Annotated in this window: 11 protein-coding genes; 6 read left to right on the top strand and 5 right to left on the bottom strand. The window is 37.9% G+C overall.

The annotated features are described in order from the left end of the window. Positions 1-74 precede the first annotated feature (74 nt). Both metG and K9M53_RS02445 read left to right on the top strand, forming a co-directional pair. Positions 75-2,213 (top strand): methionine--tRNA ligase, encoded by a 2,139-nt coding sequence (gene metG / locus K9M53_RS02450; RefSeq protein WP_224017668.1) that lies wholly within the window; start codon positions 75-77, stop codon positions 2,211-2,213. Between the two features lie 120 nt (positions 2,214-2,333). Next, on the top strand, positions 2,334-4,694 hold the full coding sequence (locus K9M53_RS02445; protein WP_224017666.1) for a 3-hydroxyacyl-CoA dehydrogenase/enoyl-CoA hydratase family protein: 2,361 nt from the start codon (positions 2,334-2,336) through the stop codon (positions 4,692-4,694). A gap of 74 nt (positions 4,695-4,768) precedes the next feature. On the opposite strand, the gene K9M53_RS02440 is transcribed toward K9M53_RS02445, so the two are convergent. Together K9M53_RS02440 and K9M53_RS02435 are read right to left on the bottom strand one after the other, a co-directional pair. Then, complete coding sequence (locus K9M53_RS02440; protein WP_224017664.1) at positions 4,769-5,044, bottom strand: hypothetical protein; 276 nt, start codon at positions 5,042-5,044, stop codon at positions 4,769-4,771. 133 nt (positions 5,045-5,177) lie between these two features. After that, positions 5,178-6,014, bottom strand: coding sequence for a hypothetical protein (locus K9M53_RS02435; RefSeq protein WP_224017662.1), 837 nt, complete (start codon positions 6,012-6,014; stop codon positions 5,178-5,180). A 183-nt stretch (positions 6,015-6,197) separates the two neighbouring features. Here K9M53_RS02435 and K9M53_RS02430 point away from each other — a divergent pair, with 183 nt between their 5' ends. Together K9M53_RS02430 and K9M53_RS02425 are read left to right on the top strand one after the other, a co-directional pair. Next, positions 6,198-6,578, top strand: a complete 381-nt coding sequence (locus K9M53_RS02430) for a hypothetical protein (RefSeq protein ID WP_224017660.1) — start codon at positions 6,198-6,200, stop codon at positions 6,576-6,578. Between the two features lie 90 nt (positions 6,579-6,668). Further along, positions 6,669-7,700, top strand: coding sequence for an LLM class flavin-dependent oxidoreductase (locus tag K9M53_RS02425; RefSeq protein WP_224017658.1), 1,032 nt, complete (start codon positions 6,669-6,671; stop codon positions 7,698-7,700). A 42-nt stretch (positions 7,701-7,742) separates the two neighbouring features. On the opposite strand, the gene sov is transcribed toward K9M53_RS02425, so the two are convergent. After that, positions 7,743-15,050 carry a T9SS outer membrane translocon Sov/SprA gene (gene sov, locus K9M53_RS02420; protein ID WP_224017656.1) on the bottom strand — a complete coding sequence of 2,436 codons (7,308 nt, stop codon included), beginning with the start codon at positions 15,048-15,050 and terminating at the stop codon, positions 7,743-7,745. Between the two features lie 33 nt (positions 15,051-15,083). Then, complete coding sequence (ruvA, locus tag K9M53_RS02415) at positions 15,084-15,668, bottom strand: Holliday junction branch migration protein RuvA (RefSeq protein ID WP_224017654.1); 585 nt, start codon at positions 15,666-15,668, stop codon at positions 15,084-15,086. A gap of 121 nt (positions 15,669-15,789) precedes the next feature. Between ruvA and K9M53_RS02410 the strand changes: the two genes are divergently transcribed. After that, positions 15,790-16,788: a beta-ketoacyl-ACP synthase III gene (locus K9M53_RS02410; RefSeq protein WP_224017653.1), complete on the top strand. Its 999-nt coding sequence runs from the start codon at positions 15,790-15,792 to the stop codon at positions 16,786-16,788. A gap of 76 nt (positions 16,789-16,864) precedes the next feature. Beyond that, a complete protein-coding gene (locus K9M53_RS02405; RefSeq protein ID WP_224017650.1) occupies positions 16,865-18,598 on the top strand; it encodes a T9SS type B sorting domain-containing protein in 1,734 nt (577 codons plus the stop codon). 87 nt (positions 18,599-18,685) lie between these two features. On the opposite strand, the gene K9M53_RS02400 is transcribed toward K9M53_RS02405, so the two are convergent. After that, positions 18,686-19,414, bottom strand: a complete 729-nt coding sequence (locus tag K9M53_RS02400; protein WP_224017648.1) for a hypothetical protein — start codon at positions 19,412-19,414, stop codon at positions 18,686-18,688. Positions 19,415-19,439 lie beyond the last annotated feature (25 nt).

The following is a 19,439-nucleotide window of genomic DNA, read 5'->3' as shown; positions in this document are numbered from 1 at the left end:
TTGTTCGTAAGCAAGCGAAGCCGTCACGTCTGTGATGGCTTTTTTATTTTTTAGTAATCTGCTATCAAGTATTTTTGCAGCCGATGAAACAACCTAAGAGATACTTAATAACATCAGCCCTTCCTTATGCGAACGGGCTTAAGCATATCGGGCATTTAGCAGGCGCTTATTTACCTGCGGATACTTATGTACGTTACCTGCGTGCACAAAAGCGAGACGTTGTATATGTATGCGGCAGCGATGAACATGGTGCTGCTATTACCATCCAGGCGATGAAAGAAAAAACTACGCCAAAAGAAATTGTAGATAAATACCATGAGATACTGAAAAGTAATATGGGCGATCTGGGCATCTCATTCGATATCTATCATCGTACCTCATCTCCTATTCATCATGAAACAGCCAAGGAGTTTTTTACAGCTCTAAATGATAAAGGTGAACTAGAGATAAAAGAAACTGAACAATTCTACGATGAAGAAGCAAAAACATTTTTAGCAGATAGATATATTGTGGGCACTTGCCCGGTTTGTGCAAACGAAAATGCGTATGGTGATCAATGTGAACGTTGCGGAACATCTTTAAGTCCGGAGCAATTGATAAATCCACGCAGTACATTAAGCGGTAATCCTCCTATAAAAAAACAAACCAAGCATTGGTACTTGCCGTTAAACAAACACGAAGAGTTCTTAAAAAATTGGGTATTAGCGGAACATAGAGAAGACTGGAAAACAAATGTATTGGGACAATGTAAAAGCTGGCTGGATGCAGGTTTACAACCTCGTGCTGTTACAAGGGATCTGGATTGGGGAATAAAAGTGCCACTAACAGATGCACAAGGCAAAGTATTGTATGTTTGGTTTGATGCGCCGATCGGTTATATCAGCGCTACCAAGCAATGGGCTTTAGATAATAATAAAGATTGGCAACCTTACTGGAATGATAAAGACACTAAGCTTGTTCATTTTATAGGTAAGGATAATATCGTTTTCCATTGTATTATTTTCCCTGTGATGTTGAAGCTTCATGGAAATATTTTGCCGGATAATGTTCCTGCCAACGAATTCATGAATTTGGAAGGTGATAAGATGAGTACCAGTCGTGGATGGAGCATTGAAATGCAGGATTATATTGATGATTTTGTGAAGAAAGAAAACGGAGGTGATATGTTGATAGATTCTCTGCGCTACTATTTAACTACCATCGCACCTGAAAATAAAGACAGTGAGTTTACCTGGAAAGGTTTCCAGGATGCGGTGAATAGTGAGCTGGTAGCTATTTTCGGGAATTTTATAAACAGAACCTGGGTGCTGATGCACAAGTTGTGTAAAGGAAAGGTTCCGGTATTGCATGCTGATGTGTTCGATAATGCGGATAAAGAATTGTTTGCTGCTATCGAAAGTTCTAAATCAAAAATTGAAAATCTGCTTGAAGAATATCGCTTTAGAGATGCACTGTTTGAAGTGATTGACCTTGCAAGAAAGGGCAATAAGTACATGCAGGATAAACAACCGTGGATCGTTGCCAAGCAAACCAACGATGACAGACAACCGACAACAGAAGCTCAAAAATCAATCGATAATTGCTTGCATGTATGCTTACAGTTAACAGCCAATCTCGCCATTTTCATTAACCCTTTCCTGCCTTTCACTGCTAAGAAAATGTTGAACATGATGAAAGTGGTAGACAAAATGCTGGAATGGGAAAATGCAGGCAAATCCAAGCTGTTAAGTGTTGGTTATTCTTTACGTGAGCCGCAATTATTATTCAGGAAAATTGAAGATGCGGAAGTAGCAGCACAAATAGAAAAACTAAAAGAAAGAAGTAAAAAGATGGAAACAAATAAACCATCAACAAATAATTTAACAGCAACTGTTGCAACATTGAAACCAACTATTCAGTTTGATGATTTTGCAAAGATCGATCTACGAACAGGAATTATTTTATCAGCGGAAAAAGTTGCAAAAGCAGATAAGCTGTTGAAGCTGGAAGTAGATCTAGGTTTTGAAAAACGCACTATTGTAAGTGGCATTGCATTGCATTACCAACCCGAAGACATTATTGGTAAACAAGTAGTAATTGTTGCCAATCTTGCTCCTCGTAAAATGAAAGGCATCGAAAGCAATGGAATGATCTTAATGGCAGAGGATAAAGACGGAAAGCTTCATTTCGTTTCTCCGGAAAATCAGATTGATGGCGGTAGTGGAGTAAGTTAATTTTAAATCAAGGTTGATAAAGATTTTTTCTTCACAAAAAATTCGCCTAATTCGTTTCCATTCGTGTAATTAAAATACTAACTTCGGTAACGATAGTTGTTTAACTAACTATTTTGCCGTATGACAAAAAGAATCATTAAAAAAGTTGCCGTATTAGGTAGCGGCGTTATGGGCAGCCGCATCGCCTGCCATTTTGCAGGCATTGGATTACAGGTTTTATTGCTAGATATAGAAAGTAAAGAAGGTGATAAGAATAAAATAGTAAACGAAGCGTTAGCCACGGCTGTAAAAAGCAATCCTTCTCCTGTTTATCATAAAGATGTCATCAAAAAAATTAAGACAGGGAATTTTACTGATAACATGAAAGATATTACTACCTGCGATTGGATAATTGAAGTAGTAGTAGAGCGATTGGACATTAAGCAATCCATTTTTTCTGAAGTAGAAAAATACCGTAAGCCCGGAACATTGATCACGTCTAATACTTCAGGCATTCCGATCCATTTAATGGCAGAAGGCAGAAGCGATGATTTTAAAAAGCATTTTTGCGGTACGCATTTCTTCAATCCGCCACGCTACTTGCGTTTGCTCGAAATTATTCCTACAAAATATACAGATGCTGAAGTGGTAGATTTCTTAATGCATTACGGCGATCTATATCTTGGAAAAACGACCGTGTTATGTAAAGACACGCCTGCTTTCATAGCGAATCGTATCGGCGTATTCAGTATCATGTCAATTTTTAAATTGATTGATGCGTTACAGTTAAGCATAGACGAAGTAGATGCGTTAACCGGGACGATCATAGGCCGACCTAAATCAGCTACTTTTAGAACTGCTGATGTAGTGGGAATTGACACATTGGTTAAAGTGGCTAAAGGAGTACATGATAATTGCCCGGATGATGAAGCGAAAGAAATCTTTACCATTCCTTCCTGGTTGAATAAAATGGTAGAGAACAGTTGGTTGGGAGATAAAACCAAACAAGGTTTCTTTAAAAAGATAAAAAATGCTTCCGGCGAAAGCGAGATATTAACACTCGATCTAAAAACATTTGAATACAAACCCCGAACTAAAGCAAAGTTTGCAACAGTTGAAACAGCCAAACCAATTGATGAGCTAAAAACAAGGATCAAAACATTATTTGTGGGACAAGATAAAGCCGGTGAATTTTACCGCCAGTTTCATTCCAATTTATTTTCCTACATATCACATCGCATTCCTGAAATAAGTGATGAGCTATATAGATTGGATGATGCAATGATGGCAGGCTTTGGTTGGGAAATAGGCGCATTTGAGACTTGGGATGCTTTAGGCGTTACAAAAACCACGGAAGCAATGAAAGCTGCTGGTTTCAAAATTTCTCCATGGGTAGAAGAAATGTTAGCAAAAGGAATTACTTCTTTTTATAAAGTAGAAAACGGAAAGCGTTTATATTACGACGTTCGTTCCAAAGCATACAAGCCAATTCCCGGTGGTGAAGCGTTTATAGTAATGAAAAATTTCGAGAACGATACCGTTTGGAAAAACAGCGCCTGTCGTACGTATCATTTAGGTAATGATGTGCTTGGTTTAGAATGGTATACTAAAATGGGAACCATTGGCGGCGAAGTATTGGAAGGCATCAGCAAATCTGTTTCATTGGCAGAAGAAAAATATAAAGGATTGGTGATTGCCAATAGTGGTAACAATTTTTCTGCAGGCGCAAACGTTGGCATCTTCTTTATGTATGCTGTTGAACAGGAGTTTGATGAATTGGATATGGCAGTACGCACTTTTCAAAATACGATGATGAAAGTGCGTTATTCCTCTATCCCTGTTGTAGTAGCACCGCACGGCTTAACATTAGGTGGTGCTTGCGAATTGAATTTGCATGCAGACAAAATTATTCCTGCTGCAGAAACATATATCGGCATGGTGGAAGTTGGTGTGGGTGTTATTCCTGCGGGTGGTGGCAGCAAAGAGTTTGCGTTACGTGCTGCCGATGAAATGCATCACAACGAACCAGAAACGATTACCTTAATGAATCGTTTCATTACTATTGCAACAGCAAAGGTTAGTACATCTGCGCAGGAAGCATTCGATCTGGGCATCTATAAAAAAGACAGGGATATTGTTTGCATCAACCAATCCCGAAGAATTGCAGAAGCAAAAAAAGCAGTAATTGAATTGTTCGATGACGGATATGTAGCACCTGCTCCACGTAATGATATTAAAGTATTGGGGCGCTCAGCGCTTGGCGCTTTGTATGCAGGCATCAATGGAATGTGGCGTGGCAACTGCGCTACTGATCATGATGTGTTGATCACAAAAAAATTAGCTTATGTAATGTGCGGCGGTGATCTGAGTGAGCAATCAGTAGTAAGCGAACAATATTTACTCGATCTTGAACGCCAGGCATTTCTTAGTCTTTGCGGCGAAAAGAAAACGCTGGAAAGAATACAAAGTGTATTGAAAGGCGGTAAGCCGGTGAGGAACTAATTTTTCTTTTTAGATCAGAAAATATCACTAATCACTTATGCACTAGGAGCATTCTTTAACCTTTGCCGTAAACTTTATTCTTTCTCTTCTTCCAGATCATTATGGTCATCTCCTCCTAAACTATAATAGTTGTTTTCTTCATCCTCTTCACCGATCTTTTCATTGTCGTCGTCTAATTCCGCACCTGGTATATCAAGCCCTTCATCTAACGATCTATCATCTTCATTCTTTTGTTCATCCAGGGGCAGTTCTTTTTGCTGATTATAAATATCTTCCGATTTATCATAGATCGGCAATGGAAATTTTTTGTCTTCTTCAGAATTACTGTGCTTTTTATTTTCTTTTTTCATATCCTATAGTTTAAAGTATAAACAAGGTATAACAATAATTCAGCCATTTTTACAAAAACAATAAAAGAGGGATTTGCTCCCTCTTTGTTTTACTAAGCCCCAAAAGTACAATTCGGTTAAATGGTTATGAATATCAAAACTCCGTAATGGTAATGTAAAGAATTCCTGTTAGTGACTGTGCTGCAGAACCTGCATTTAAAAAACGTATTTTAAGTTGGGTAGAAGAAATGAGCCGTGCCGATGCAATGCTAACACCTGTCGGCAGATCGAAGCCGGGTGAAACATTCACTACTGCAGATGTAGTACCAGGCTGACTACCCGAAGGAATATTGACCGTTACATCTGTAACTGATGCTGAATAACTTCCCAATACGCTAACACCTGCCACATTAAGAGCAGATGTATTAGGTGCATTGATAGCTGTTGAGCTTATTGTGGATGAAAAAGCAATTATGTTTTTAATAACTGTTCCCGTTGTTCCCAGCTTAACATTTCCGCTAATATCTAATTTAGCAGCTGCATTAGGTGTTGCGGTACCAATTCCTACACTTCCCAAACTGTCAATTACCATTCTAGCTATATTATTGGTACGAAAACGTAAGCTCACGCTATCCGTAGTACCAATAAACCTGGACGCAGATGGTATACCGCTGTTCCCTGTAACCAACCAACTATTTTTTAAAAAAGATACCGTTTGCCATGATGGGCTGGCAGAAGTACCGATATTTAATTGCAACGCATCAATATCTTGATTATAAAGCAACAATCCTTTAGCCGGCTTTGGTATTAATGCCGCTTGCGAAGATGTCATTCGAGGCAACAAAAAACCTTTTGTAGTGCTGGTAACATCTACGATTGCACTTGTATCAGGCAATGCTCCGCTATTATTGAATGCAAAATTTTGTGCTTTAACGCTGTTATAAAGCAATTGAATTAGCAGTAATACAGGGATGTGTCGAATTACTCTCATTTTTAAAATCTAATCGTAATGCGAACATAATAATGGATTACTTTTTTTAAAATGGGAAAATCCCCCTGCCACTGTAACTGAAATATTTAATCTATGTCAACAATTCTAAAAGGCTATCAATGCATCCTATTTAACCCGATCGCAATCTTTATTATAAGAATACAACCTGATAAAACTTTCCCAATGAAAAAGCTATATCTATTACCGATAGTAATATTTTCAGCCATCAGCGTGCATAGCCAGTCTGTAACTTATACCAAACTAATTGGCACTTACTGGACAAATATTGATCAATTTGAAACAATACATTTTATCGACAGCAGTCATTACGATGTAATGGTAGAAAATAAAAAATTATTTACAGTTGTTTATGCGCTTGACAACTCTACCAACCCCGCTATTATAATTATTGAAGGCGATAAAAGAAGAAGGTATTTTAAAAAATTAATTCGTTTTGAAAATAGCCGCCTATTAAAAATTCAATCCCTTTACTGTTATAAGCACAAAAAATGGATCAAAAAAGAAACACCGGAAAATACTGATACTTATATAAAACTTGATTAGATACCCTCCATTTTAAACAACTTCACTTTGCTATTTGTATATAGTATTCCTGTTTTAGCTTTAAGCATTTAACTTCATTAAAAAATACACATGGAATTAGGTATAGATATGTTCGGCGATCTGCAAATTGCCCAAGACGGAAAGATTCAATCATCCGGAGAAAGATTGCAGCAATTGATAGAAGAAATAAAATTGATGGATGAAGTAGGTCTTGATTTCTTTGGCATTGGTGAACATCACCGCGAAGAATATGCTGTTTCTGTTCCGGAGATCGTATTGGCAGCAGCTTCTTCTGTAACTAAACATATAAAACTTGGAAGTGCAGTATCTGTATTAAGCTCTTCTGATCCAGTAAGATTATATCAAAGCTTTGCAACTATAGACCAACTTAGTAACGGAAGGGCGGAATTAGTAGCCGGTCGTGGAAGTTTTATTGAATCGTTTCCTGTTTATGGTTATAATCTTAAAAATTATGAGGAACTGTTTGAAGAAAAGCTGGAGCTTTTAGTTAAATTAAATAAAGAGAATCCGATCACCTGGAAAGGAAAATTAAGACCCGACTTAAATAATCAATTGATCTTACCAAGAGCAGTAAACGATAATTTAAAAATATGGGTGGCTGTAGGTGGCACTCCTGAATCTGTTGTACGGGCTGCAAAGTATGGATTGCCGGTAGTATTTGCCATTATCGGTGGTTCTCCATCTCAATTTGTTCCATTGTTTAATTATTATAAAGAAGCCTACCAGCACTTTAAACATGATATGAATAAATTTGAGGTAGGTGTGCATGTACATGCTTTCTTTGGAGATGATAGCAAAGAGATAGCAGATGAAATTTATCCTTCTTATGCAGCACAAATGGACAGAGTTGGTAAAAGCCGCGGCTGGCAATCGTATCAGCGTTCTCAATTTGATTTCGGAAGAAGCAAAGAGGGAGCATTAATTATTAGTGATGCATCAGAAGCGATTGATAGAATTTTATACTTACATGAAATATTCGGACTAACACGTTTTTCAGCGCATATGGATGTTGGCGCACCTTCTCATCAATCTATGATGAAGTCTATTGAAATTTACGGAACTAAAATAGCGCCCAAAGTAAGGGAAGCATTAAAAAAATAAGGAGTGAATATTCACTCCTTATTTTTTATTACTATTAAATTTTTATTGTGCTAATGATATCCTCACCTGTACTCCCGCCCGTGTAGTGGTAATAGGAGCACTGGAAGATACATATGGTATTACCTGCCGCTGATCAAAGTAAAGCTTGATGTTTACCTTACTATTAAGATAATAATCTACCGTTGGAGATATTGTTATTTCCTTACTTCCTGAAGTTGCATATTTACTATCCTGGTCGAGCCAACTGTTAGATGTAGCATTATCTCTAACTCTTACATCTACCCTAAAATTAATTTCATTATCCAGTTTGTTACCCCCTGATTTGCTTAAAAACTTAGGAAGATTCAACCCGGCTAACAATTTCAATCCACGTTTCCGATAACCTGCACCAAATGAAAACTCTGTAGAGCGTGTTTCACTCAATTGATAATCGACCAAACTTAAACTTAGTGTACGTTGTTTAATATATTCGAACTTAACCTGCCATTGATTGGTAAATGTCATATCCATACCAATTAAAGGAGAAAACTGTTCCTGTATGGTAATATTCGGCACCAGGAAATAAGGAACGTAGTTTTTAGAACCCGGGTCATAGAAAGATGGATAGCCATAACGCGATACATCCTGGTATAATAACGCTGATGTAAATCCATTCATACTCAGATCACCTGTGTAACCATGGGATAATGTAAAGCTGGTAAATATTTTATCAAATCCTTTTATCTTACTTAACCCGTTGTAATCGATCTTCCAGTTAGGCTCCGGTAAAAAATTACTAAATGGATTGGATTTTATATTCGCGTTGCTTTGATTTAATAAACCGACCGAGTTAGGATCTTTTCCTGAATAAGCTGCAATAAATGCCGGGATCAATACATCTGTTGCATATTTACTATATCCATAATAATATCCTTCCGCATCGGGCAACGTATTAGCGCCATTTGCGCCATCCACATTATATTTATTAGCTATTCCCAAACGTTTCGATATCGTTTTCCGGTAATTTTCAAAATTGATAAAGGTTTGAGATATCTGATTTGGATCGAAATGACCAAACAACGTTCCGAATGAAATATAACTTATATCAAAGCCGCCACCGGTATAAGGTGTTAAATGTCCGAAGTGATAGTTTAACCCCTGGTTGGTGGTATCTGCATATTTAAATGTTTCAGAATAATTTTTATTGAACGACTTACTAACGTTAATGCTTATGTTCAGATCTCTTACGGGTTCTAATTGAGCAGTTAAGGTTAACCGCTGTGTATAGGTTTGCTGGAATAAGCTGTTAAAATTAGTGTCCTTTGTTATTAATCCTTTTGAAGCTGCAGCATTTAGCCAACTGGTATCCGGTTGTTGTCCCAATATAAAGCCTAAGCCCGGCTGCATACTTTTCCAATCCTGCCCAACATATTGTGTGCTATCTGTGTAGCCCGGCAAACGGGTATTCGCATTTTCTGAAAGTGAAATATTAACTTGTTTTATGCTGGTAAGCAGCTTGCCGAATATCCTTGCACCTAAGCCAACATAAGGCATCGCGTTCGGATCTTTTATTTTGCGTGTGCGAATACGTTTTATCTCTTTTACCTTAATACTGTCTCTTCTAACAAACCGGAATAGTGTATCTGTTTTGGTTTTAACTTCTGCTTTTTCTTTCTTCACCTGTGGCATATCCAATGCCCTTAAAAATTTAGACTTATTATACAATCTTGTAAAATCAAGCTGCGCAGTGGCTTCCTGCTGCTGGCCATTTTCTAATATATTGCCTAAGGTAGTAGCCGCCAATGATGCTCCTATCCACTGGTAGGTAGCCTGGTATTTTAAATTAACCGTTGTCCAATCCAATGCAGGGAATTTGGAAGTTGGTAAGGTATAAGAGAAATCCGCTGTTTGATTAAAATTAGTGTTTCTTCCTCCGTCCCAGAAATTATTCCAAAGCGTATCGCTTTTTGCTTTTGTGTCAATACGTCCGTATGGTTCATCTACTCTTGAGTTATTAACTGCATTCAAATTAAAGTTGAGTGAGCGTGTCAAATTCCAACGGAAAATATAATCACGTTCCATGGTAAAGTACTTGTTGTATGTTTCAGGAACATCGTACTTGCTTATCCCGATTGAACGTGGCTTCAACACCCCAAACTGGCGTTGGATATCTGTTCTGAAACTTATTTGAGAGGGAACAAGATTGAAATTAAAATCTTTCACCAGGTCGAGCCAATGCGATTTGTTTTTCTTTTTAAAGAATTTCAATTTTTTAAATGGTTCGATGTATGAAGGTTGTGATGTGAAATTGTAACCGATATTCGCCCTGTGCCTTGTTATATCATTATACTCCGTTAACGGATCATGTGAGCTTATTTGAATAAATGAATAACTCAGATCGAAGTTGGAGATATCGTATATCTTGGATTTTTTATTATTGGTTTTATTTTTCTTTACGTTGGTAAAGTTGATGGTTTTTGTACTGTTGAATGTAACAGCATTATTGCGTATGGAATCTCTTGCCTGGCTTGATTGTGCAGCATCCAGCTTATCCTGCAGTTTAATATCAAGGTCATATGGATCATACTCCGGAGTGCTGACCGATTGTGTATAGCTTGCAAAAACAGGAATAGAGATAGCTGCTTTTTTAGGTAATAGCTTACCCAGTTCCAAATTGGCAGCTACATCAAATTGCGTATAATCATCTCTGAAACGTTCATTGGCTTTTTGCTCTAATGTTCCAAAGCCATTGGAGTGTGTTGCTACAGAAGCACTGATCGTACCCAGGTCTGCAAGGTTCATATCTAATTTACCAACCGCAGCGTAACCACCATGTTCGTTAATGTTAGATAAACGCAATTCGTCTACCCACATCTCACCACAGGCGCTGGAGTTATGTACGTTCTTTACACCAATTAAAACACCATCCACCTCTCCCAGGTTAGGATCTCCTAAAATAGAATAGGTTTGACCGTTGGATTGCAACTGGCTATATAAATGTCCTGCATTGCCATTTATATTTCGTTGTTCTTTTAATTGTGGTAATAAGGACAGATCTAAATTTAAATTATTGATCGATCGCCACAAGGTATCGTTATAGGTATCTGTATCAGGGTTTAATGAACCTGCTGCCAGTGGTGTAAGATATAATGGTATCTTAATTTCGTAATAGTTGTTTACAAAATCAGAACCGATCCTTACAATAGCTACCATGTCGGTATCTTTCAGATCGCCTCCTAATTTTTGATTAGCTTCAGCATGAATGTACATTGCTAAATTACCGTATGATCTGAAATCTCTTTGGGCAAATGTTTCAAATACACCTCGTGAAGCACCTTGTGGCAAACTACAGAACTGCAACGTCATACTTTGTTCGTTCAATAATAAGTTCACACCATTATTACTTTGCACCTGCTGACGTTGAATATCTTTAGGCGTACGATAAGGTAATGGAGCACGCTGATCATTTTGTTCGATATTAACAGAACCTACATTGAAAGTTGCCTGGTCGTTAATAGGTGTATAGTTGCCTGAAGAATCTAATTGATATTGATAATTTCTCCAGGTATTTCTTTCTAATTGCAATTCACCAAAACGCAACACGATGCTATCCGAAAATCCTGTCAAGAACATGCGCATAAAACGAATGGATTTAAAGTCGGAAATACTACCTACTTTATTATTATACGCACTAATAGGAATACGGAACTGGTACCATGTTTCAGGTCTTGTTGAACCATCCGCAGGATGTACTACTACCGTTTTTTTATCAACAATGAAATTCTTTCCAATTTCCATTACACCGCTTGGATCATTGGATGGCGCAATATTTACCACATATTGAAAATACTGTTCCGTTTCATTCATCGTATTGTCACGGTTCAGATCTTCTCCATCAGGATATAATGTTGCTGCAGTAGAATAGGCGCTTCCGGTATTCACAGGCGAGTTGCCTTCAGGACTATTAAAATCTTTGTACCTGCTTAAGATACCATCATTTCCTGTAAATGCAGCATCGCGGTAATGCCTGTAATCATCACCATCCGGATCATTATTAGCAGCTTGCAATGCAGCACCGCTTACCTGGGTTTGCAAGGCAAGTAAGTAACTACTGTTTTGTACTCTTTCAGAATCATCCGGTAAGCCATCAAAACCAACATCCTGGAAAGCTCTTTCATCAGCATTATTACTGAATGCGTTGGTTGGCTGAATTGGATTGCGTGGCGATTTGCCCCAAACAGAATTATCAACCTGCGAAGGTGTTGTAGGTGTTGGTAAGCCATTCTCATAAAAACGTCTTCCGTCTTTTAGAATATCTTCCGAAATATCTCCTAAGTTGAAATATAGTTTTCCCGGAGCAGGATTTACCTTATTGCTTATATATGGATCCTGCATCCAGAATTCAATGAATTGAATATTGGCTGTTTCAAAATCTGTTTGATCAATGCTGCGCATTAAGCCACCCCATCTTGTTTCAGGATTTTTTAATGTGTTATCGTTATTAATGTTGGTTATATCAAAATTATAAGGTCCTTTGTTTTTGGGATAATAAGCCAGATCGAATGTTACCAACTGGCTTTGTCCAAAGTCGGTTGTTTTTTGCGGGAAGATCTCGTTCTGATAAACAATACGCACCCGTGGATCACTTAACTCTGCACGGTTCGTTCCCAGTGGATTGTTGGTTCCCTGGTATTGTTGTAATGTAGGCTCTATCTGGTACCATGCCAGCTTAGCCCTGTTTTTTCCATAATCAAGGTTATTTAATAATCCTGCTTCAGGGAATAATTCATTTCCATTCGCATCTGTAGCACCTAATGGCGTAGATGCCAATGCCCAGCTGATAGCAGGGAATCGCAGATCAATACCCGTAGCGCTTCCTTCAAAATCATCAATATAAACAGCACCCGCAGAACCATTGCCTATTTGCGGCGCATGCCCCGGCTTAAATAAAGCACCTTCTGCATATGCATTTAATGTTGTAGGCGTTGTTGTTGAATAAAAAGGAAGCTTGTCTAATAATTTTGTGATGCGTGGAAGGTCTTTTTTCAAGCTTGCATCCAAACCATACATTACGTTATCGATCGGGTCTTCACCATAATTTACTTTGGTAAAGAACGGGCGTTCACTTAGCTTAACCATTGTAGCGCCCAAACTCAATTGTTCGCTGGAGGTGTTTTTTGCCATGTAATCCAAACGCAATGCAGTATAACTTCTTTGTTGTAAACCAAAGGTGTTATTATTTTCAAAATTCACCTGTACAGGCAAGCCTGCATTTAATACAGCCTGGTTAATTATTTTGATAGTTCCAAGATCATAGTTAATATCATAATCTGTTCCTTCTACCAGTGTTTGTCCGCCGGCAGTAACGGTAACGGACCCACGAGGAATATTGTACCCGATACTTATATCAGAAGAGCCCGATGTGCTTGCAGAACCTTTTAATTGAAAGCGATTCAAATTCGGGTATTGCTGTGCTACTGCTTTAATAGAATCATACAATGCATAGAACAAAGTATCTTTTGCATTAGTAGGCACACTGTTATATACCTGCGATGCCAGATCTCTACCAAACGGCTCCAGTACCGGAAATACGATACGACTGTATTGCGATATCACTGTGTAACCTTCTACATAATCATACACACCATCCGGTTGAGGATCCAATTGATTATTCAGTCTATCTAAATTCAATAAAGAAATAATCGGTTGTCCTTGATTCTTATCTCCAAACGGAACGTAACGTTTAGCTCCTAAGCTTGGCTCTTGATACAAAACATCTAACTTAAAATTAGTTGGGCTTAATGTTCCATAACCTACAGAATACACATTCTTCATCATCAACTTCCAGATAGGTAAGCCAGGACGTTGCGAAGTAGCTTTTAATAATTTTAAGAATAAAACTTTTTGAGTAGCGGTAGCACTATCCGGCGGTACATCCTGAGAAAACTCACCCACCTGGTATATTTTACCGTTGTAAGAATATTGATATGCTACAGCTAATACTTCATCCGGCTGTAAAGGCTGACTTAAAGATATGTAACCAACCTGCCTGTTATATACATACTGCGTGCTATCTAATTTACGTGCGAAAGTTTTTTCAAAATCCTGTACTGCAAACAACCCCATTCCCTGCAGATTGGTTGAAACCTGCGATGGGTCACGGTTAGAAGGATTGCTGGTTATACGACTTAAGAGATCATTTGAATTATTATTGGGCAACCCGCCAAAAACATTTATCAATGGTGGTTGTAAGTACGGACTATCTTCTGCCAGGTCTGCTAAACCTACTACCGTTCTTGCATCCGTTGTTGTACCAACATGGTTGGTAACCCAAACTTCCATACGCAAAATTTGTACAGGCGAAGTAACAGCAGGTAAGTTTGAAAGTACTTTATTATAATTTCTGCGGAAATATTGCGCTAACAAAAAGTGACGATTTTCCTCATATTCATCCGCCTTTAAATTAATAACCTGCGATGCCGCACCACCTTGCAGGTTTACACTTTGCCGTTGTGATTTTTGATTGGCTAATACGGCGGTAACAAACAATTTACCAAACTGCAATTGTGCTTTTACACCAAACAATTGTTGTGCACCGGGTATTAATGTGCTTCTTGAGCTGTAAGAAACATTACCTGCTTCAAATTTCTTTACGATCTCATCATCAATACCGGTATAGTCTAATTTCAATTGATTTTCCTGTCCAAAATTGGCTAATGTATTGTAGTTGATCGGGAACTTCATCTTATCCCCGATATTGGCATTTACATTTACCTGTGCATCCATATTAAAATCTAGCCCACCACTGTTTCTTGCTTGTTCCGGTAATGTTGGGTTGCCGATCTTTTGCCCCTGGTAGCCCGCTGTTACATTAACACTTCCCTGTGGAATAATATCTATTTTGCCATTTCCGAATAAGCGATTGAATAAATTATCGTACATCGATAATTTAGGCTGTGTTATTTTCCTGTTTAATATATCCAGTGTATTGGCACGCTTTTTAAAATAATCATCTTGCTGCTGTTTGGACACCATTGCCCAGTATTCATCAAAGGTGTAAGTAGTAGGAGTACGATAATATTTATCGCCTATCTTTTCGTAAACTGTGTATAAATGCGTTTGTGGATCGTAAGCAATTGAATCCTGGATGTTAGAAGGATCTTTTAGATCGAACGTGCTTTTAGGAGTGCTTAGATAATCTCCTCTCCTGTCGGAAATAGGAAAAGGTAATGAATCTTTTGAGGAAATATTAGTGTATGTAACAGGGGAAACAGGGTTCGCAAACAAAGATGAAGAAACGACTATTGACAGTACAACCTGCAATAATCCCAATTTCAAATAGTTTGAAATCAATTTTCTTTTAAACAGCATCCGGTAATTTAGTTAACGTAGAATTTTCTTACATCATAAAGTTTTCAAAGCTTTTTTTATCAGTTCTTCCAAACCACTGATGTGGGGTTCCAACGATAATACTTTTTGTACGGCTGCTTCTCCCATGGAACGTGTAATTCCAAGGGCTACTAAAGCATTCAACGCATCAGGCTGTAAAGTATTGCCCGAAGTAACTAAAATATTATTTTCGGCAACCGTTTTACCCACTTTATCCTTTAATTCGAGAACTAACCGCTCTGCTGTTTTTTTTCCTATTCCCTTGATGCTTTCTAACAGCTTTACGTTGCTTTGAACTATTGCACGACTAATTTCTTCTGGTTTTAAGGACGACAGCATCATACGGGCAGTAGCTGCACCAATTCCGGATACACCTATCAATTGAATAAACAGCTCTTTTTCTGTTTTATCAAAAAAGCCATATATAACATGCGCATCTTCTTTGATCTGCAGGTAAGTAAACAACTTTCCTTGTTCAATATTTTGTATATGTGAATACGTGTTAAGGCTGATATTAACTTCATAGCCAACACCATTCACATCTACATAGATCTGCGCCGGCGTTTTGTCAATAAACCTTCCTTGTAAATAAGCGTACATAATTGCAGTTGCACAGTAGCGAAAATAGGAATTATTTATCACCAAACACGTTAAAGAAAGCAATGCGTATTTACTGTATTTTTGCACACGCTCTTAATAACGTTAAAACGTTTTATAAACTATGTCAAAAATTACTGCCTCCATTACCTCTGTGGGAGGGTATGTTCCGGAATTCAGACTTACCAATGCAATGCTGGAAAAAATGGTGGATACTACCGATGAGTGGATCAAAACACGTACGGGTATTGAAGAAAGAAGGATCTTAAAAGGAGAAGGATTAGCCACTTCCGATATGGCTGCAGAAGCCATAAAAGATATTTGTAAAAAAAGAGGAATATCGCCTGAAGAGATCGATTGTGTGATTTGTGCTACTGTTACGCCGGATATGGTTTTTCCTGCCACAGCTAATATTGTTTGCGATAAAATCGGTGCTGTTAATGCGTGGGGATTTGATCTCAGCGCAGCTTGTTCCGGCTTCTTGTTTGGAGTAACTACCGGTGCGGGGTTAATAGAAAGCGGAAAATACAAAAAGGTAATAGTGGTAGGTGCTGATAAAATGAGTGCTATTGTGGATTACAGTGACAGAACTACCTGCATCATTTTTGGTGACGGAGCCGGCGCTGTTTTGCTGGAAGCAAATACAGAAGGCAACGGAATTATTGACAGTATTTTAAAAAGCGATGGAAGCGGCAAAGCTTACCTGCACATGAAAGCGGGCGGTTCTTTAAAACCTTCTTCTATTGAAACTGTTACGGCAAAAGAACATTATATTTTCCAGGATGGACAACCTGTTTTTAAAGCAGCTGTAAAAGGTATGGCAGATGCTGCCTATGACCTGTTACAAAGAAATAATTTAACAGGCGATGATATCGCATGGTTAGTACCGCACCAGGCGAATAAAAGGATCATTGATGCTACTGCCAACCGCATTGGTTTACCTGCCGAAAAAGTGATGTTGAACATTCAACGTTATGGCAATACTACTGCGGCTACCATTCCTTTGTGTTTATGGGATTGGGAAAAACAATTGAAAAAAGGCGACATGATCGTGTTGGCCGCTTTTGGCGGAGGGTTCACATGGGGAGCTACACTTGTTAAGTGGGGATACAACTTTAATTAATAGTCAGCAATTAAAAAATAATAATTGCCGGATCTGCTTTCCGGCTTTTTTGTTTTTGTAATTTTTTATACAGCGAATGACACAGATGAACACGAATAATTTTGTACTAATTAACTTTATATTAGTGCCCATTCGTGTAATTAGTAGTGCAACCTTTCGTGCATTCATGATCATTTATTTTAGTATGATCTTCTGCACTGCATCATCGCAATGCCTTACCCCAATTAATACATTTCCATACAATGAAGATTTTGAAAACAGCAATGGCAATTGGTTTGCCGGTGGTTCAGGCAATGATTGGCAATGGGGTTCACCGCAGAAGCAAGTAATTACAGGCGCAGCATCCGGAAATAATTGTTGGGTAACCGGTATTTCGTCGGGCGCTTATGCATCCAATGCTCTTGAATGGGTGCAAAGTCCTTGTTTTGATTTTAGCAATTTAAAGAACCCATTTATTCAGTTCAGTGTATTTTGGGATACAGAACCTCAATACGATGGTGCTACACTGCAAGCTTCTACCGATGCTGGTAAAACCTGGCAAACAGTAGGCGCAGCAGGAGATAAAAATTGCGGCAATGCCAATTGGTTTAACTCCCCTAACATTCGTTATTTATCAGTTGGGCCATCTTCATCCGGTTGGTCTGGAAGTGCGTCAGGCAGAAACGGTAGTTGTGGCGGTGGTGGAGGAAGCGGTCAATGGCTTACAGCAGAACATATGCTTTCTAATTATGCAGGAAAATCATCAGTAACCTTTCGTTTTGTTTTTGCTGCAGGAACAATATGTAATAGCTATGATGGCTTTGCCTTTGATAATATTGTAATAGACGATCAAACATCCGGGCTTATTGTTACCTCGAAATCAACAAACCTTCGGTGTTATGATGATAATGATGGTGCTATTATTGTAAATGCATCGGGAGGTGCATTGCCTTATACTTATTCATGGCAACCTAATGTAAGTGATAGTTTTAAAGCAGTGAACTTAGCTGCCAATAATTATACAATTACTGTTTCAGATAACAATCATTGCCAAATCAATACAACGGTTGCTATTATTCAACCCGAGCCTATAACCGCAACTGTCAGCTATACCTATACCAGTTGTAAGTTAAACGATGGTTCCGCTGTAGCAAATCTTTCATCAGGCACAGTGCCTGTTAATTATAGCTGGCAATCGATCCAGGCAGGAGACACAAGTTTATATAGCAATACAGGAAGCAGCAATCAAATCAATTCGCTTATACCCGGCAGTTATTTTGTTTTAATTAAAGATGCGAATAATTGTACTGCAACTACATCTTCATTTATTATAAAAGAACAACCTCCTATAAAAGTATCTTTAGGGAATGATATGACTATATGCCCGGATACAACATTCACAATAACACCGGGCAATTACAAAACTTATTTATGGCAGGATGGTTCTACCTCCTCAGCCTATACAATAATGAAACCAGGCGTTTATTGGGTTACTGTTACAGATAGCAATACCTGTGTGGGCTCCGATACGATATTAATTAAAGATGGTAATTGTGTAGGCGTTTATTTTCCTAACGCATTTACTCCTAATGGAGATGGAGTTAATGATAAGTTTGGTATGGCAGGAATAATAGGTCCCATCTTCGATTATCATTTAACTATTTATAATCGTTGGGGACAAATTGTATTTGAATCATACAACCCTTCTAACAAATGGGACGGAAAGGTTAATGGCTTTATTACCGGCAACCAAACATTTGTTTGGCTGGCAAGTTTTATTATCAACGATAAAAAGTACGAGTTAAAAGGTTCTGTATTAGTGATTCAATAATTTACTTATTGCTATTATGTATTTTTTCAATTGTCATCAATACATCCTTTACTTGTACAAAAAAGAGAATCAGAATATTGGTACCCTTTAATATCCAATATTGAAACTACCATTTGTAACATGCATTATCGTCCCCATGTAATTAACATCAAATGAAAATGTTCCGGTAAGTTTGTTATTTACAGTATCATTATTATAATACAAAGTTCCATTGTAACCGGCTACAAGATTATAATAAGCACGGGTACCGGGATGTAACGTATTTACTTTTATAAGATTAGAATAAAAAACGCCCCCGGTATTGTCAGTTGCTTTTATTCGATAATAAGTTGTACCGTTTAATGCATTGTTATCCAAAAAAGAATAAGGTTGTTGTGAACCATCATTGGCTTTGGGTTGCACATTTCCAATTGTCGTAAAGCTTGTTCCATCTACTGAGCGCTCTACCTCAAAAAAATGTAAATTGGTATTGGTTGCCATCCAATCTATTTGAACAATACCCGATGAAACAATAGTTCCTTTTAACGATGAAAATGCTATAGCACCATTAACTCCTGCAGGTCGAAAGTTTATCGTATTAGATAGTTGAGGGAATGCATTTACGTCCAGCTCTATTTTTTGTCCGTTGGCAATTCCTGTAATCGAATTTATTTGATAAGAAGAATCTGCATTCTGTATCAATACCGTATCACAATTCCATACAACACCATTAATAACTGCCGTCATTTTATGATTATTGGTGTTTGTATTGGTATCTGTTTTACCGCAGCTAAAAAAGATAATAAGAAGGAAAAAGCAAAAAGAGTACTTCATCATGCATGTTTATGAACGAATATAAATA

It is taken from the genome of Ferruginibacter albus (assembly GCF_020042285.1).
Lineage (GTDB): Bacteria > Bacteroidota > Bacteroidia > Chitinophagales > Chitinophagaceae > Ferruginibacter > Ferruginibacter albus.
This window is presented reverse-complemented; position numbering and strand designations above follow the sequence as displayed.